Raw genomic sequence first — 17,043 nt, forward strand, 5'->3', positions numbered from 1 at the left:
AGAGATACACCAATTTTATCAGGTTAAACAGTAGCTGTGGCAACATGTTGTTTTCGAATAGAATGACAGTTTTTTTTGTTGCGTGATGAATTTTCGTGATCGAGGCAATTGGTGTTTTTTGTTTAAACTATTGAAATATTGCAGTTTACAATAATAGATGTGGTGCTGTTAAGATTAAAAAGAAAGTGGCGTTTTTTTATAACTCAAAGCCTATAAGTTGAGTATATATACTATCGTTGTGGCCATTTTACTAATGTAATTCTCCCTATGTTGAAGAATATTAACTCTCTTTCTTGTTCCGAAATCGCATTGACCGATAGTGTTTTGTCTCACTTTCAGGATATCCCTATCCCAAATAACTTTAATTCTCTTCTAGATGAATTTTCGTCCTTAAGTGGATGCCCTTGTTTGTTTCTGGATTTTAAGGATAGATATGTTCATAGTTCTGACTGCAAAGCAATGACGCTTTTAGAGAGTGAATTAGCTAAGAATAGTAATAGTTTCTTTGCTGATATTTTCCGAATGAAACCCGAAAGAGAAGATGAATGTATTGAGCTTGTCTATGGGAGTCATGCTAGGGGAGTATTTGTACCAGTGAAAATCAAAGGGGTTGTTTTTGGCTATTTTGTTTATGGACAGTTTATTGAAAATACAGATTCGTTGGCCCTTAAAATTGAAAAAGAACTTCAGTTAACGAAGGACGAAATTGAAGAATCTAAGTTGCTGAAAATATTATCCAGAACGGAAATAGAAGATAATATATACAAATCAATTCGTTTTTTGAAAGGAATCACATCGCAACTCGAAATGAGTTATGACTTAAAAAATGAGATTAGAAAGAATCAGGAGATCGCAAATGAACTTCGAATTCAAAAAACTTTCTTTCAGAATTTATTTGATCACTCGCCAGAGGCAATAGTTATTTTAGATAATGAAGATAAAGTAATTCAGGCAAATCAGGAATTTCTTCGTTTGTTCGAATATTCGCTGGAGGAAATAAAATCAAAAGAAATAAATGACCTAATAGTTCCTGAAAGATTTAAAGAGGAGGGGAAAAAAGCAACAAAATTTGCTTCTGATGGAAAAATGATTGACATGACGACGATACGTCAGACTAAATCAGGGAGGCAAATTCATGTTCAGGTTCTTGGAAAACCTATTGTTTTGGATAATAGTCAGCTTGCTGTTTATGGCATATACAGGAATCTGACCCAACAGGTTTGGAATCAAAAAAGCCAACAAATAATGCATCGTATCTCTGAAATCCTGAATTCTTCGATGAATACTGTTGAGATGATCGGTAAAATTGGAGAAGAATTGGAGCAAGTTATTGGTGCAGGAAAACTTTTTCTGGAATTGATTGCTCCTAATGGTCGATCCTTGCGTTCTTTTACAGAGAAAGATGAAGATTTTAAAGCTATTAATTATTCGGAATCCTTAAGTAGCGCGGTAATTAGAGGGAAGAAGATGCTTTATTTGACAGGTAGTCAGATTTCAGAGACAATGCTTAAGAACAAACTTTCTTTGGAGCAAATTCCAAAAAATTGGCTGGGAATTCCTCTTATTTCTGAAGATAAAGTATTAGGTGTTTTTGGGGTATCTACCTTTATTGATGGTTCTGAAATGAATTTAGAGAGCATTAAATTGCTTGAAGTTCTTTCAATTCAATTGGCTGCTGGTACGGTGAAAAAAAAGAAGGATAATGAATTGAGAATGTTACATCGTTCGATGGAACAAAGTCCGGCATCTATTGTTATTACTGACCTGAATGGAGACATAGAATATGTAAATCCAAAGTTTTGCCATATTAGTGGTTATAGTTTGAAAGAGGTAATAGGGAAAAATCCCAGAATCCTTAAGTCGGGTATTACTCCTGATCAAACGTATAAGGAAATGTGGGAGGCAGTTTTGGCTGGAGAAGAGTGGGCTGGCGAATTTCTTAATGTGAAGAAGAATAAAGAATTGTATTGGGAAAGGGCAAACTTTTCGCCTATAAAAAATGAATATGGGAAAATAACACATATCGTATCAGTAAAAGAAGATATTACGGAGGCTAAGAATGTTGAGAAAAAATTACTGGAATCAAAAAATAGAGCTGAAGAATCGGATCGGTTAAAATCAACTTTTCTAGCGAATATGTCTCACGAATTAAGAACTCCATTAAATGCCGTGATCGGATTTTCTAACTTATGTGATGATTCATTATCGATAACAGAAATTCTTGAGTTTGTTGGTCTAATTAATAAGAGTGGAAATCAATTATTAGGTATTATTGAAGATATTTTGAGCTTCACTTCCATCGAAAGTCAAAGTTTTCAGATTGGGGAGGAAGAATTTTTCATGTTCAATTTTATTGAGGATGTTAAAAAAATGTCTAAGGAAAAACAAGTTCAGGAGAATAAAGAGCGTTTGGGATTACAGTTTAAAACTGACGAGAACTATTCGCGTATTCTCGTGAAATCCGATTATCAAAGGTTGCTACAAGTAGTTACCAATTTAATAAAGAATGCTTTAAAGTTTACAAACGAAGGGGTTGTCGAATTTGGATATAAGGTTGATGGGGAGGAATTGTCCTTGTATATTAAAGATAGTGGAGTTGGGATAGAAAAGGAGAAAAAAGATGTCATTTTCGATAAATTCAGACAGGCTGATGATTCCATCACAAGAACTTTTGGAGGAACCGGGCTTGGACTGGCTATTTCAAAAAAAATAATGGATATGCTAGGTGGAACTATTGAAGTTGAATCGGAGCCTAATGTAGGATCAACTTTTACTCTACGATTAAATTGTGTGATTTCTAAAACCGATAGTAAAAAAGAATTAAATAATACAAATGGTATGCAAACTTCAAATTCACCATTAATATTAGTTGCTGAAGATGAAATTTCAAATTTCAAACTAATAGAAGCCATATTAAAACGAAATAGTTATGAGGTTATGAGAGCCGAGAATGGCGAAGAGGCGGTTGAAATGTGTAAGAACAACTCTAATATTCGTTTGGTGTTAATGGATATACGAATGCCAATAATGGATGGATTAATTGCCACAAAAAAAATTAAAAGCTTTAATCCTAATATACCAATAATTGCACAAACTGCTTATGCTATGGATGGGGATGAAAATAAAGCCAAAGAAGAAGGTTGTGATGATTACATTTCAAAGCCAATAAAAAAGGATCTTTTGCTGGAAAAAATAAAAGCATTGATCTAGTTCTTTAAAATGAAATTATATAGAAAACTGTCTTTGTAGACGGTTTTTTTTGAATGATATTTGTTCATGATAAGTATGATTATGAACTTGCAGCGGGTTTTTGTTTCTGCTATAAAAGATGTACCTTAAATTTAATAAATTAACTCAAGGGATTTGAGAAGAAAGAGGAACTCATTTTTGGGAATTTTGATACTTTGGTGTGTCTTAGTGATGTATTCCTGCAGGAATGATCTCAGTATTATTGTGCACGAAAAGGAGATATCAAAGAGAATAGAAAATGGACTTCTAACTGTGAAATTTCCTGAATTAAAAAACAATAGTCGTGATTCTCGAAATGTTTGTGATTCTATAAATTCAAATGTTGAACTGTTTTTAAATTCATTGTTGTATGAAATGGATTTGGATGAGAATCATGAAGTAAAGTCAGAAAGTAGAGTCTGCAACAGAGAGCTGAAAATTGATTATACTCTGGATGTTTTTGCTCGAGATTATGTAAGTGCACGGTTTACAGTTTATTCCTATCAGGGTGGGGAGCATGGTCAAACTTTTTTTAAGTGCTTTAATTATAGCACTCAAAGGGCAGAACAATTAAAACTAGACGATTTATTGCATTTAAAACGTAAAAAGGAATTGCAATCATTAAATAAATTGCTCATTAAATATTTCGAGAATCCCGATCATTGTTTCAATGAGCTTCCTTTTATTGCTGCGGATTTTCAATTTTTTTCCTATCAGGATGATTGTTTTATTTTTTCCTTTTCTGATAATTCCTTAGGGGATTACGTTTGTGGGACTGCTGAAATTAAAATTCCGATATGGGATTTAAAACAGCATGGATTGTGGAAATTGTAATGGTTAAAAATATCATTTTATGAAAGTGCTTGTAATTGGAGGATCTGGTTTTACCGGGAGAAAATTAATTGAAATTTTATTGAAGGATAAAGATTACAGGGAAGTATATGCATTGGTCAGAAATAAAATAGATATTACAGATGAAAAATTGATTCAGGTTATTGTCGATTTTGAAGTTCTTTCATCCGAAAATCTTCCGGATTGTTGCGATATTGCATTCTGTTGTTTGGGAACAACAATTCGAAAAGCTCAAACTAAGAGTAATTTTCGAAAAGTGGACTTTGAGTACATTACCAATTTTGCGAAGCTGTGCGAGAAACATTGTATAAAAGAATTTCATTTAATAAGCGCAATATGGGCAAGCCCTCAATCTATTTTCTTTTATCAGAGAGTGAAGGGTGAGCTCGAATGTTTTATTAATTGTTTGAATTTTGAATCAGTGGTAATTTATCGGCCATCGGTGATTTATGGTGATCGAAAAGAATTTCGGCTTTTCGAAGCATTTGCTGCCTGGATCAGCCGAAATCTGTATTTTCTTTTTATCGGTAAATTGAAACGAATTGTTGCCGTAACCGGAGATCAATTAGCTGAGACGATTCACCGAAAATCAAAAAGTAATTTACCAGGCAGATGGGTTATTGAATCTGAAGAAATATCCAAAGCCTGATATTTTTTCTGTACTTATTGCTTGTTAACGTCTCTTGCAGAAGCTTGATCAGTAGCCATTATCAAAATATCATTGATGTTTACATGTGATGGTCTGGTGGCAATAAATTCGACTGTTTCGGCAATATCTTCAGCATTAAGTGGTGTGAATCCGTTATATACCTGCTCTGCTTTTTCGGAATCTCCTTTGAATCGCACCAATGAAAATTCGGTATCAACCATTCCCGGAGCAAGAGAACAAACTTTAATATTGTGAGGTAGTAAATCAATTCTCATTCCTTTGGTGATAGCGTCAACCGCATGTTTCGTTGCACAATATACATTTCCACCTGGGTAAACTTCTTTTCCGGCTACCGAAGTAATGTTAATAATTTGGCCCTTCTTTCTCTCTATCATTAAAGGAGTAATTGCTCGTGTTACGTATAAAAGACCTTTCAAATTGGTATCAATCATTCTTTCCCAATCGTCTATTATTCCTTCCTGAAAAGACGAAACACCTACAGCTAAACCGGCATTGTTTAGTAGTAAATCAATTTTGTTCCATTTTTCAGGTAACGACTTTATTTTTGATTCAACTTCTTTTTGATTTCTTACATCCAATTCAATTGAGAAAACCTTCACCTGATAGTTCGCAATTAATTCTTGCTGTAAGATTTCCAGCTTTTCTTTTCGTCGCCCCGAAATAATTAAATCAAATCCTATTTCAGCTAATTTTTTAGCACAAGCTTCACCAATGCCTGCAGTTGCCCCTGTTATAAATGCAATTTTATTCATCTTTTTTGAAAGTTTATTCAGATTTCACTTCAGAATATCTTATGATTTTTAAAGAAAGAGTAAAGTTAAAAACTACTCTGATTATTCGTGTTACTATCTTATTTTTTTTAAATTTAAAATATTATCACCTAAATGCTGGCATCATGATAAATCAGGAAGTTTCTTTACAATTAGCAGAAGATTTGGGAATTAACCAAGAGGGATTTGAAAGGATTTCTAAAAATATTGGGCGGTCACCGAATTTATTGGAATTACAGATTTATTCTGTAATGTGGTCCGAAAATGTGTCCTATAAAAGTTCTTTTAATTGGATTAATTCATTGCCAAATAAGGGAGAGAATATAATCTCTGGTGCTCGTCAGTCAAATGCCGGTGTTGTTGATATTGGAAACGGTGAATATTGTGTTTTTAAAATGGGCACGCACAATCATCCAAGTGGAATTGATCCATATCAAGGGGCTGCAACATGCGTGGGTGATGTATGTCGTGATGTCGTATCTCTTGGAGCAAAACCTTTACTTGTTTTAAGTTCTTTGCGCTTTGGGGAAGCTTCTTTAGATCGAACCAAATGGTTGATGGATGAGGTGGTGAAAGGTGTACGCGATTATTCCTCGGTACTCTATTTGGAAAACATGGGTGGAGAGGTTTGCTTTAATTCCTGCTATGACACCAATCCTATTGTTAATGTGATGGTTGCCGGAGTTGTTCCAAAGGATAAAATATTGCTTAATAGAAAAATGATTCCAGGACAATTGGTTCTAATTGCAGGAAATTCTACTAGTGCTGAAGGAGTTTATGGTCAGGCTGAAAGTTTCACTATTCCAAAGGGAAATCCAGGTATAGGAAGTTCATTAATTGATAGCATTCTGAAATTGAATGATGAAAATGCTGTTGTTCGAATTGAGAATTTAGATATGGCAGGTATTGTTAATGCTGTGGCTTCAATAAGTGTTCATGCAAAAACAGGCGTAGATATTGATTTAAATCAAATTCCTCTTAATCAGTCTGGCTTAAGTATTGAGCAGGTACTTTTGTCAAGAACTCAAGAACGAATTGTGCTGGTTGTTGATAAAGAAAAACAAGAATTAGTTTTTGATGTGTTTGCGAAAGCTAATATCCCTTGCAATAAAATCGGGGCGATTGTTGAGGCTAAAACAATTCGATTTACCGAAGCTGAAATAGTTGTTGCAGAATTAAATGCACACGATTTGGTTATGGGATATGGTGCACCTCAGTCAAATAGAAAGCATCATCTAATCGAAAAAGAAGTGGCGATCGATTTTTTGGAGAATATTCCTGAACCAGGTAATTATTGGAAGGTTATTAATAAAATGGTGAATATTCCTAATTTGATAATCAAGGAGTTTTTACAACTTAATTTTGAGGAGAAAACAAATAAATCGCCATCCGATGCTCAAATAGTAACGGTGAATTCAAATGGTAAAACTCTTTGTTTTACTGTTTCAGGGAATTCAGTTTATTCATTTAATAATCCGAATCTTGGAGCACAAATTAATATTGCAAGAGCTGTTCGTCGAATTGTTTGTTCCGGCGGAAAACCGTTGGCTCTAAACGATTGTTTGAATTTTGGAAGTCCTTTGGAAGAAAGTGTTTTTTCTCAATTTGTTGAAACAGTAAAGGGAATTTCAAATGCAAGCGAGTTTTTTGATACCCCGGTTGTAGGGGGCAATGTGAGTTTCTACAATGAGAGTTCTGTTCTTGGGAAACGAGAAGCAATAAATCCAACACCAATAATTGGAATGCTTGGAGTCATTGAACCAAAGACAAATCACATGTCCTATATTTATAGGAATAAGGGTGATATGATTTTTTTAATTGGGAAATCGCGGAATGATATTTCGGGTTCTGAATATTTATGCTCAATTCATAAGAAGTGTAATGTTGGAGTACCTTATTTTAATCTTGATGAAGAAAAAGCAATAAATAACCTTGTTACGAAATTGATAGAGAAGAAATTAGTATGTTCTGCTCACTCAGTTGAAGCAGGCGGTCTTTTCTTTAATTTAATAGAATCATCGATGCCATTAGGATTAGGTTTTGATGTTACTTCTCCTGCGGAAATTCGTGCGGATGCATTCTTGTTTGGGGAATCTCAAGGAAGAATAGTTGTTTCTGTTTCCATGGAAAAAGAAGATGATTTTGTGGATGTGATGATGGAAAGTGGAGTGCCGTTTTCTGCTTTAGGTCATGTTACCAAAGGAGAACTGAGAATTGATGATATTTCATATGGTTCTGTTGAGGAGTATAAAAAAGAATATCAATAAAGAGCAATCAAGTAAATTTTTATAACAATATTTGCATTTAACTTTTTAACAAAGAATCATGTAATGGTTCTTTGTTTTTCATTCACTATATTTGTGCCTTCACAATTAAATTGGTTTGCGAACCATACATTTTAATCATTAGATTTTTTATTCGTGGTAAATCCCTATAAAGATTTAGATAAAAGCAAAAAAGATCAGGTTGCCCTGATGTTTAATAATATTGCCAGAAAATATGATTTTCTGAATCATTTTTTATCCATGGGAATTGATAAACTTTGGAGAAAGAAAGCGGTTAAGTTGTTGCAGTCTCTTCAGCCAAAGCAACTTTTGGATATCGCAACGGGTACAGGTGATTTTGCCTTGGCTTGTTTAAAGCTAAATCCCGATAAGGTTACAGGTATTGATATTTCAACGGAAATGCTTGCGGTAGGCAGGGAAAAGATTGCTAAAAAGAAACTTCAAGATAAAATTGAACTATTCGAAGGAGATTCAGAAGATATTCAGTTTGATGATAATTCATTCGATGCAATAACTGTGGCTTTTGGTGTTCGCAATTTTCAGAATTTGGAAAAGGGCTTACAGGAAATGAATCGTGTTGTTCGCCCGGGAGGAAAGGTGGTTATTCTTGAATTTTCTAAACCTAAAAAGTTTCCGGTTAAACAATTTTATAATTTTTACTTTTTCAATATCCTTCCTTTGTGGGGTAAAATGGTTTCTAAGGACAGCTCTGCATACACCTATTTGCCAGAATCAGTAGGTGCTTTTCCTGATGGCGAAAATTTTCTCGAAATATATAAGTCTTGTGGTTTTGAGGATACAGAACAGATAAAATTGAGTTTTGGAATTGCATCCATTTACATTGGAACCAAACCAATACAATAAAACCGTAGTTTGTAGGTTTATATTTAAAAGAATTCCAAAATTTGAAAAGAATACTATTCATACTATTATTAGTCTTCAGTTTTTCTTCCTGTTTTTCACAGAGGGGATATAAAGCTGAGAGCCTTTTAAATTACCAAAAAGTGGATCAGAAATGGTTGCATTTTGGTTTTACTCTCGGAGTAAATAGCATGGATTTTGCAATATATAATTCTGGTATTGGCGATGCTCGAGCAGAACAGGTTGCTTTTTCTCCAGGATTTACTGTTGGAATTGTATCTGATTTACGTTTGCATGAAAATTGGTCGCTGAGATTCCTTCCTGGATTGGAGTTTGGACAACGAACTATTAGTTATTCTAACCTTGATGTTGAAGAGGTTAATGTAGAATCTGTTTTGGTAAATCTTCCTTTGTTACTAAAGTACAGGGCCAGACGACTGAATAATTATCGGCCATATTTAATTGGTGGTGCAAGCTTTAAACTTGATGTGCAATCACAGGATGCTTTAGATCCGGAAAACGATATGTTAGTGCGGTTGCAAACAACAGATCTCTATTTGGAACTAGGTGCTGGAATCGATTTTTATTTGCCTTATTTCAAATTGGCAACAGAATTAAAATTTGCTATTGGAGTAAAGGATATCATTAATCACGAATATGATATTGATAATCCGGGTTACGAAGCTTATACCGATGCTGTTAGAAAGGTGAATTCTAAAATAATTACTCTTTCTTTCCATTTCGAATAGGGATTAACATCTCACAATACTTTCATAGAATGATTTCTGAACTAGATATAGTACTCAGTCCAAGGGATGCTTCGGACGAAAAATATTACAAACCTATTTTAGCTAAAAAAATAGGCGTTACATCTGCACAGATTAACGGAATTAAAATTTTGCGAAAATCGGTAGACGCCCGACGTAGGAATATTTTAATTAATCTTAGATTTCAAGTTGCTTGCGATGAAGAATTGCCTCAATCTGAAGATTCTCAATTCGAGTATTCTAATGTAGAAGGCAAAAAGAAAGTGATTGTTGTTGGAGCAGGACCAGCTGGTTTGTTTGCTGCTCTTCACTTAATAGAGTTGGGATATCAGCCTATTATTCTTGAAAGAGGTAAAAGTGTGGAGGATAGAAAAAAAGATTTAGGAGAATTGCATCGAACCAGGAATGTGGATCCAGACTCAAACTATAGTTTTGGAGAAGGTGGTGCAGGAACGTTCTCCGATGGAAAATTATACACTCGTTCCAAGAAAAGGGGAGATCTTAAAAAAATACTAAAAGTGTTGCATTTTCATGGCGCACAGGATGATATCTTATTTGATGCACATCCACATATTGGCACCGATGTTTTACCAAAAGTAATCGTTCGTATACGTGAGAACATTTTAAAAGCTGGAGGTCAGGTACATTTCTTGACTAAAGTGATTGAGTATATCTTGGAAGGTGATAAAATTTGTGGCGTTGTTACTGAAGATGGTAAGAAAATAGTCGGAGAAGGAGTAATTTTAGCCACAGGGCACTCGGCTCGTGATGTATATCGAAAGTTGGATGAACAGGGAATAGAATTAGAGGCCAAGTCATTTGCAATGGGAGTTCGAATTGAGCATTCACAGGAGCTAATTGATCAGATTCAATATCACAATCCCAATGGCAGAGGTGAGTATTTGCCCGCAGCAAGTTATAGCTTTGTTCAACAAGTTGAAGAAAGAGGTGTTTACTCTTTTTGTATGTGTCCGGGAGGCGTAATAGTTCCGGCAGCTACAGGTGACAGGCAACAGGTTGTTAATGGAATGTCTTCTTCAAATAGAAATACAGCTTTTGCAAATGCAGGTATGGCGGTAGAGATCAGATCTCAGGATTTAAAATCGTATCAGCAGTATGGTTCTTTGGCAGGTTTGCATTTTCAGGAAGAATTGGAAGAAAGAGCTTTTATTGAAGGAGGCGAAAATTTAACTGCTCCTGCACAGAGAATGAACGACTTTGTAAACGGACGTAAGAGCACTTCTTTGCCAAAAACCTCCTATCATCTAGGAATTGTGTCGTCTCCGATGCATGAGTGGTTGCCCGATCATATCAAATTCCGTTTGCAGGAAGCTTTTAAAGCTTTTGGACGTAAATCGAATGGTTTTCTTACTAACGAAGCCGTTATTTTGGGCGTAGAGTCAAGAACTTCATCGCCAGTTCGAATTCCGAGAGAAAGAGAAAGTTTTCAGCACATTCGAATTAAAGGATTATTTCCCTGTGGCGAAGGTGCTGGTTATGCTGGAGGAATCGTTTCTGCAGCTATGGATGGAGAGCAATGTGCAGATGCATTTAAACGTTATATGGCTCTTGAGGAATAATTAAAATTCTTCTCGTCTAAATTCCGAACAAATAATTGAGGTCGCAACTGATACATTTAGAGATTCAGATACAGCTTCGCCATTTGGGAAATTCGGAATGTATAGCTTGTTTGTTACTAGCTTTTGTATGTTTTGAGAAACTCCTTTTCCTTCATTTCCCATAATAATAAATCCTTTTTTTTGAAGCTGACATTTGTAGATGATTTCCCCTTCAAGAAAGGTCCCGTAAATGGGGAAAGAGGGAGTTTTGTATTTTAGAATTAATTCTTCAATATCTGTATAAATAACATTTACGCTTGATATTGCACCCATTGTGGCCTGAATCACTTTCGAGTTGTAAAGATCAACGGTGTTGCGAGAACAAAATATGTGTTTAATTCCGAACCAGTCAGCAATTCGGATAATAGTGCCTAAATTACCTGGATCCCGAACGTCATCAAGAACAAGCGATAGAGAATTTTGAATGTTGTTTTCGTCTTCAGTTTTAGATTCGATTTTGAAGACTCCTATAACCGTTGCCGGGGTTTTTAATGAACTGATTTTTTTTATTTGATTCTCATCAGTTTCAATTCTATTGTTGATTTTTGTTTTTCTGGCGATTGAATTACATTCTTTCCATTCTTTGGTATAAATAAGAAATTCAACTTCGGCTTTCGCTTTTATAAGATCTGATACTAATTTGTTTCCTTCTGCTACGAAAAGTTGATGCTGATCCCTGTATTTTTTTTGTTGAAGGCTGGTTATCAGTTTAATTTGGTTTTTTGATAGCACGATAATTATTTTGAGATTTTATAATTTTAAAGGCCTCTAAAGCCAAGAATATATCATTGAAGTTAAGTATCTTTGTCGTGTTTTAAACTGAATAATACTTATATTATACTTGAAATCTTACGAGAAATACAAAAGTAGTTATAATTTCCCTATTTTATTTTTTTTAGCAAGCTTGCTTTTTGGTTTAGGAGCTTGTTCTACTACAAAATATGTTGGTGAAGGTAAATATCTATTAAATAAGGTTGTTGTCCATTCGGATGACAAATCCATTGCGACAGGTGAATTGAAACGCAATGTAAAGCAAACTCCAAATTTAAAGATTCTAGGGATATGGAAATTTCACTTGGGATTGTATAATTTATCTGGCAAGGACAAAGAAAAAGGATTCAATAAATGGTTAAGACGAATCGGAGAAGAACCAATTATTTATGAGGATTTTCAAACCAAGCGTTCCTTAAGGCAATTGGAAATTTACCTGCAGAAAAAAGGTTATTTTAACGCTGAGGTTCGAGATTCTGTAAGTCTGAAAAGAAAGAAAGCCAAAGTTTATTATTTCATAAAATCTAAAGAACCTTATCGTTATAGAAATGTTTACCGGGGAATAAATGAGTTGCCTTATAACTTTCTTTCTCCTTTTCAAGAGAAGGGAGAGATGTCTGACTCAACTCAGATTCGTCAATATATTGTTTCTGATGGAAGTAATTCAGATATCCAATTAGGTGATAAAGTAGATTCAGACGTTTTGAATAAAGAGAGGATCCGAATTTCAAAATTACTTAAGAATCAAGGTTACTTTAATTTTTCCAGAGAGTATATTCATTTCATTATGGATAGCACTAAGAAGGACAATCAAATGGATGTTTTTGTGGGTATTAAAACGCCTATTGATAGTAATTCAATAAAAAAGTGCCGAATCAACAAAGTATCCATATTTACCGGATACGATCCCAAATCATTGATGATAGATGATCAGGAGTATTTGAGGGATTTGGATACCATTCAGCACGAAGGAGTTAATTTTATTTACAAGGAAAAGATCAAAATTAAGCCTAGTGTAATATTGTCTTCAATCTTGATTCGTAAAGATCAACTCTATAGTTTAAAATCAGTAGAACAAACATATAGCCGTCTACAATCTTTGAGTCAATTCAAGTTCGTTAATGTGAAATTTGAAGAGGATTTGGATTCTAATAACGAGGAACTTGGTCGCTTAAATTGTATCATTCAATTAACGCCTCTTGACCGGCAGTCTTATTCCGTGGAATTTGAAGGAACTAATTCCTCAGGGAATATTGGTTTTGCGGGAAATTTGAATTATCAGCATAAGAATTTATTTGGAGGAGCTGAAATTTTTGATCTGCAGTTTTCAACAGCAAAAGAAACTTTAAAATCGAATGAACAAACCGATTTTAGCTCGAGTGAATATGGTATTGAATCAAAAGTAAGTATTCCTAAATTTCTGTTACCTCTATTTAGTGCGGAGAAATTTATAAAATCCTACAATCCTAAAACAGTGTTTTCTTTGTCGTATAATTTTCAAGAACGACCTGATTATACCCGAACAATTGCTGATGCTAGTTTTGGTTACGTTTGGAAGTCTTCCAAATACATAAGTCACACACTTAATTTGGTGGAGCTGAATTTTGTTGATGTTAAAAACCTAAGTGCCGATTTTCTGTCATCAATAAATAATTTATACATAAAAAATTCATTTACTGATCACGTAGTTGCTACCAGTCGATATTCATTGACATATAATGATCAGAATATTAACAGACCTGGTGATTATAATTACCTCAGATTTAATTTTGAGACTGCAGGAAATAGTTTTAATGGATTAAATAAGTTAATTGGTCGAAATAAAAAAACTGATTTTAATGATGATGGTGAGGTTGAAGGTACATACTATGACTTCCTTGGAATTCGTTTTGCTCAATACTTAAAAGGTGATATTGAATATCGGTTTAGCCACCATATTAATAAGGCCAATACAATGGTTTACCGGGTTTTTATGGGGGCTGGTTTGCCTTATGGAAACTTAGAGGTATTACCATTTGAAAAGAGTTATTTTTCAGGTGGAGCAAATGGTATAAGAGCATGGCAAGTGCGCTCATTGGGGCCAGGATCTTATTTCTCAGATGATCCGGCAATTTATCCAAACAATTCGGCCGATTTAAAATTCGAAGCCAATTTGGAATATCGTTTTAAGTTATTTTGGGTTTTGGAAGGTGCCTTATTTTTAGATGCTGGTAATATTTGGGCGATTTCTAAGAAAGATGATCGTGATGGAGCCGATTTTAAATTTAATAGGTTTTATAAAGAAATTGCCTTGGGAACAGGTTATGGAACTCGTATAGATTTGAATTTTATTCTTTTCCGTATTGATTTAGGCTTGAAGTTACATGACCCTTCTTTGGAATCCGGGCAAAGATGGATCATTACTCACCGTCCATTTAAATTGAGTCAATTAACCTTTAATATTGGAATTGGATATCCTTTTTAAATCGCATTCGTTTGCGTGATTTTCTTATATCTAAAACAGTGCAAAATATATAATTTCTTTTTAACTTCGTAGGCAAATTGACTTTACAAGCGATTTTAATTTAGAACTATCCGATAAAAACATATTATTATGAAAAGAGTATTAGATGTAGTTAAACCAGGTGTTGTAACTGGAAAAGACGTGCAAAAATTATTTCAAATTGCTAAAGAAGAAGGATTTGCTATTCCTGCTGTAAATGTTACTGGGACTAACTCAATTAATGCTGCTCTTGAGGCTGCACATGAAGTTAATTCACCAATCATTATTCAGTTTTCAAATGGTGGTGCTTCATTTTTTGCTGGAAAAGGAATTACTGCTGAAGGACAAGGTGCCGCTATTATTGGTGGTGTTGCTGGTGCTAAATACATTCATGCTGTAGCAGAACATTATGGCATTCCAGTTATTTTGCACACTGATCATGCAGCTAAAAAATTACTTCCTTGGATCGATGGTTTATTGGATGCAGGAGAAGAATTTTTCGCACAAACAGGAAAACCGTTGTTTAGCTCGCACATGTTGGATTTATCTGAAGAGCCTTTAGAGGAGAATATTGGAACTTGTGCTAAGTATCTAGAGCGTATGGCTAAAATGGGCATGACTCTCGAAATTGAATTAGGTTGCACAGGTGGAGAAGAAGATGGTGTTGATAATTCAGATATGGATAACTCATTACTATATACACAACCTGAAGATGTAGCTTTAGCTTACGAAACTTTATTGAAAGTTTCTTCTAGTTTTACTATTGCCGCTTCATTTGGTAATGTTCATGGTGTTTATAAGCCAGGGAATGTAGTTTTGACTCCAAAAATTCTATTGAATTCTCAATCGTTTATTTCTGAGAAATATGGCGTAGCAAAAAATACAGTTGATTTTGTTTTTCATGGTGGATCAGGTTCAAGTGTTGAAGAAATTCGCGAAGCAATCTCTTATGGAGTTATTAAAATGAATATCGATACTGATACTCAGTGGGCATGTTGGGATGGTATCCGTGCTTTCGAAGCTAAGAACCATGACTACCTACAAGGTCAAATTGGTAATCCTGAAGGAGATGATAAGCCAAATAAGAAATTTTACGATCCTCGTGTATGGTTACGTGCAAGTGAGGTTTCTATGAAAAATCGTTTGGTTAAAGCTTTCCAAGATTTAAATGGCGTAGGACGTAACTAAGTTTTCGTTCTCTCAAGATAATTGTAAACCCGGATTTTTTCCGGGTTTTTTTGTTTGCAATGATTCTAAAAATCAACCGTATTTTTGAATTTGGACTTAAATTTAGCAAATTTAGGAAATTTAGGATTCCTCGAATTAGTCTACGGGCAATTATATAGTAACAAATGGATAAAAATAAGCTACCCTCTCGCGATGTGTTTTCAAGTAAATTTGGTGTAATTGCGGCAGCGGCAGGTTCTGCTGTTGGTTTGGGGAATATCTGGAAGTTTCCCTATATCACTGGCGTGTATGGTGGTGCCGCATTTTTATTTGTGTATTTAGGATTCATAGCACTTATAGGGTTGCCCATAATGCTTTCTGAATTCTATATTGGACGTAAATCAAGAAAGAATGTTTTTGGAGCATTTAAATATTTGGCTCCAGGATCACCATGGAAATTTGTTGGAGTGTTAGGTGTTTCAGCCGCATTTATGATTTTAGCCTTTTATGGTGTTGTTGCGGGTTGGAGTATCGATTACATTATTAAAGCAGTAACGGACAGTTTTGCAGCCAAGAGTCCGGATGAGATGGAGTCTATGTTTTTTAATTTTATTGAGAGTCCGATTTCTCCAATATTATATCAGCTCTTATTTATGGTGATGACTATGGCAATTGTCATTATTGGAGTAAAAGATGGAATTGAAAAATATGCAAAGTTTTTAATGCCTTTACTTGTAGTGATAATCATAGTGCTTTGTGTAAGATCAGTCACTCTGGATGGCGCATCGGAAGGACTAAAGTTTCTTTTCTACCCTGATTTTTCGAAACTGACACCGGATGGAATCTTGAGTGCTTTGGGACATGCTTTTTTTTCCCTAAGCCTGGGTATGGGAACATTGGTAACCTATGGATCTTATATTGATGATACGAATAATTTGACTAAAACTGCCGTGCAGGTCACTATTGCAGATACTGCAATTGCTATGTTGGCGGGAATAGCCATTTTCCCTGCAGTCTTTGCCTTTGGGATTGAGCCCAGTAGCGGTCCCGGTCTTGTGTTCATTACATTACCCAATGTTTTTCAACAAATGCCGGGTGGCTTTTTCTTTTCAATACTCTTCTTTGTATTGTTGACCGTTGCGGCTCTAACTTCATCAATATCCATACTGGAAGTTGTGGTGGCATATTTTCGGGAGGAGCTTAATCTAAAAAGAAATTTTGCAACTATTTTGGCCACCATAATGATCTCAGTAATTGGTGTGTTTTGTTCCTTGTCGATGGGGATGTTAAAAGAGTATACAATATTTGGATTAAACTTTTTTGATTTGCTTGACTGGATTTCAGCAAACCTATTGCTTCCTCTTGGCGGCTTGTTTATTTCCTTGTTTGTTGGATGGTATCTTGGTCGAAAGAAAATAGAGGAGGAGTTATTAAAGGGATCAAAGGTTGTTGGGTGGCTGGTTACTATTTTTATGTTTCTGGTAAAGGTTGTTGCTCCAACGGCCATTGCAATTGTATTTCTTCACGGACTGGGAGTATTTAATTTTGTATAGTTGTCATAATTTCGTAAT

12 protein-coding genes are annotated in these 17,043 nt (G+C 34.8%); 10 read left to right on the top strand and 2 right to left on the bottom strand.

All coding sequences use genetic code 11. The features are described from left to right. Nucleotides 1-267 precede the first annotated feature (267 nt). From ALGA_RS13150 to ALGA_RS13160, 3 genes are all read left to right on the top strand, one after another. Entirely contained in the window at nucleotides 268-3,210 is a 2,943-nt protein-coding gene (locus tag ALGA_RS13150) for a PAS domain S-box protein (RefSeq protein ID WP_096429732.1), read from the top strand. Between the two features lie 153 nt (nucleotides 3,211-3,363). Further along, entirely contained in the window at nucleotides 3,364-4,062 is a 699-nt protein-coding gene (locus ALGA_RS13155) for a polysaccharide deacetylase family protein (RefSeq protein WP_145957631.1), read from the top strand. Between the two features lie 19 nt (nucleotides 4,063-4,081). Further along, nucleotides 4,082-4,729 carry an NAD(P)H-binding protein gene (locus ALGA_RS13160; RefSeq protein WP_096429734.1) on the top strand — a complete coding sequence of 216 codons (648 nt, stop codon included), beginning with the start codon at nucleotides 4,082-4,084 and terminating at the stop codon, nucleotides 4,727-4,729. A gap of 14 nt (nucleotides 4,730-4,743) precedes the next feature. On the opposite strand, the gene ALGA_RS13165 is transcribed toward ALGA_RS13160, so the two are convergent. Beyond that, nucleotides 4,744-5,502, bottom strand: coding sequence for an SDR family NAD(P)-dependent oxidoreductase (locus tag ALGA_RS13165; RefSeq protein ID WP_096429735.1), 759 nt, complete (start codon nucleotides 5,500-5,502; stop codon nucleotides 4,744-4,746). Between the two features lie 143 nt (nucleotides 5,503-5,645). Between ALGA_RS13165 and purL the strand changes: the two genes are divergently transcribed. From purL to ALGA_RS13185, 4 genes are all read left to right on the top strand, one after another. Then, nucleotides 5,646-7,787 carry a phosphoribosylformylglycinamidine synthase subunit PurL gene (purL, locus tag ALGA_RS13170; protein ID WP_162845441.1) on the top strand — a complete coding sequence of 714 codons (2,142 nt, stop codon included), beginning with the start codon at nucleotides 5,646-5,648 and terminating at the stop codon, nucleotides 7,785-7,787. 153 nt (nucleotides 7,788-7,940) lie between these two features. Next, on the top strand, nucleotides 7,941-8,669 hold the full coding sequence (gene ubiE, locus ALGA_RS13175; RefSeq protein ID WP_197705558.1) for a bifunctional demethylmenaquinone methyltransferase/2-methoxy-6-polyprenyl-1,4-benzoquinol methylase UbiE: 729 nt from the start codon (nucleotides 7,941-7,943) through the stop codon (nucleotides 8,667-8,669). Between the two features lie 41 nt (nucleotides 8,670-8,710). Next, nucleotides 8,711-9,415, top strand: a complete 705-nt coding sequence (gene porT / locus ALGA_RS13180) for a type IX secretion/gliding motility protein PorT/SprT (RefSeq protein ID WP_096429737.1) — start codon at nucleotides 8,711-8,713, stop codon at nucleotides 9,413-9,415. A 29-nt stretch (nucleotides 9,416-9,444) separates the two neighbouring features. After that, nucleotides 9,445-11,013 carry an NAD(P)/FAD-dependent oxidoreductase gene (locus ALGA_RS13185; RefSeq protein WP_096429738.1) on the top strand — a complete coding sequence of 523 codons (1,569 nt, stop codon included), beginning with the start codon at nucleotides 9,445-9,447 and terminating at the stop codon, nucleotides 11,011-11,013. Here ALGA_RS13185 and ALGA_RS13190 read toward each other — a convergent pair whose 3' ends face one another. After that, nucleotides 11,014-11,784, bottom strand: a complete 771-nt coding sequence (locus ALGA_RS13190; protein ID WP_096429739.1) for a TrmH family RNA methyltransferase — start codon at nucleotides 11,782-11,784, stop codon at nucleotides 11,014-11,016. A gap of 109 nt (nucleotides 11,785-11,893) precedes the next feature. On the opposite strand from ALGA_RS13190, the gene tamL reads away from it, so the two are divergent. The 3 genes from tamL (at nucleotide 11,894) to ALGA_RS13205 (ending at nucleotide 17,025) form a co-directional block, all read left to right on the top strand. Continuing rightward, entirely contained in the window at nucleotides 11,894-14,287 is a 2,394-nt protein-coding gene (gene tamL / locus ALGA_RS13195; RefSeq protein ID WP_096429740.1) for a translocation and assembly module lipoprotein TamL, read from the top strand. 129 nt (nucleotides 14,288-14,416) lie between these two features. Then, on the top strand, nucleotides 14,417-15,493 hold the full coding sequence (gene fbaA, locus ALGA_RS13200) for a class II fructose-bisphosphate aldolase (protein WP_096429741.1): 1,077 nt from the start codon (nucleotides 14,417-14,419) through the stop codon (nucleotides 15,491-15,493). A 164-nt stretch (nucleotides 15,494-15,657) separates the two neighbouring features. After that, entirely contained in the window at nucleotides 15,658-17,025 is a 1,368-nt protein-coding gene (locus tag ALGA_RS13205) for a sodium-dependent transporter (RefSeq protein WP_096429742.1), read from the top strand. The last annotated feature ends 18 nt before the right edge of the window (nucleotides 17,026-17,043 follow it).

It is taken from the genome of Labilibaculum antarcticum, assembly GCF_002356295.1.
GTDB classification, from domain to species: Bacteria; Bacteroidota; Bacteroidia; order Bacteroidales; family Marinifilaceae; genus Labilibaculum; species Labilibaculum antarcticum.

Coding starts and splice junctions, on each gene's coding strand:
- ALGA_RS13205 (WP_096429742.1), top strand. CDS start 15,658: ATGGATAAAAATAAGCTACCCTCTCGCGATGTGTTTTCAAGTAAATTT.
- ALGA_RS13150 (WP_096429732.1), top strand. CDS start 268: ATGTTGAAGAATATTAACTCTCTTTCTTGTTCCGAAATCGCATTGACC.
- fbaA (WP_096429741.1), top strand. CDS start 14,417: ATGAAAAGAGTATTAGATGTAGTTAAACCAGGTGTTGTAACTGGAAAA.
- ALGA_RS13160 (WP_096429734.1), top strand. CDS start 4,082: ATGAAAGTGCTTGTAATTGGAGGATCTGGTTTTACCGGGAGAAAATTA.
- purL (WP_162845441.1), top strand. CDS start 5,646: ATGATAAATCAGGAAGTTTCTTTACAATTAGCAGAAGATTTGGGAATT.
- ALGA_RS13165 (WP_096429735.1), bottom strand. CDS start 5,502: ATGAATAAAATTGCATTTATAACAGGGGCAACTGCAGGCATTGGTGAA.
- ALGA_RS13185 (WP_096429738.1), top strand. CDS start 9,445: ATGATTTCTGAACTAGATATAGTACTCAGTCCAAGGGATGCTTCGGAC.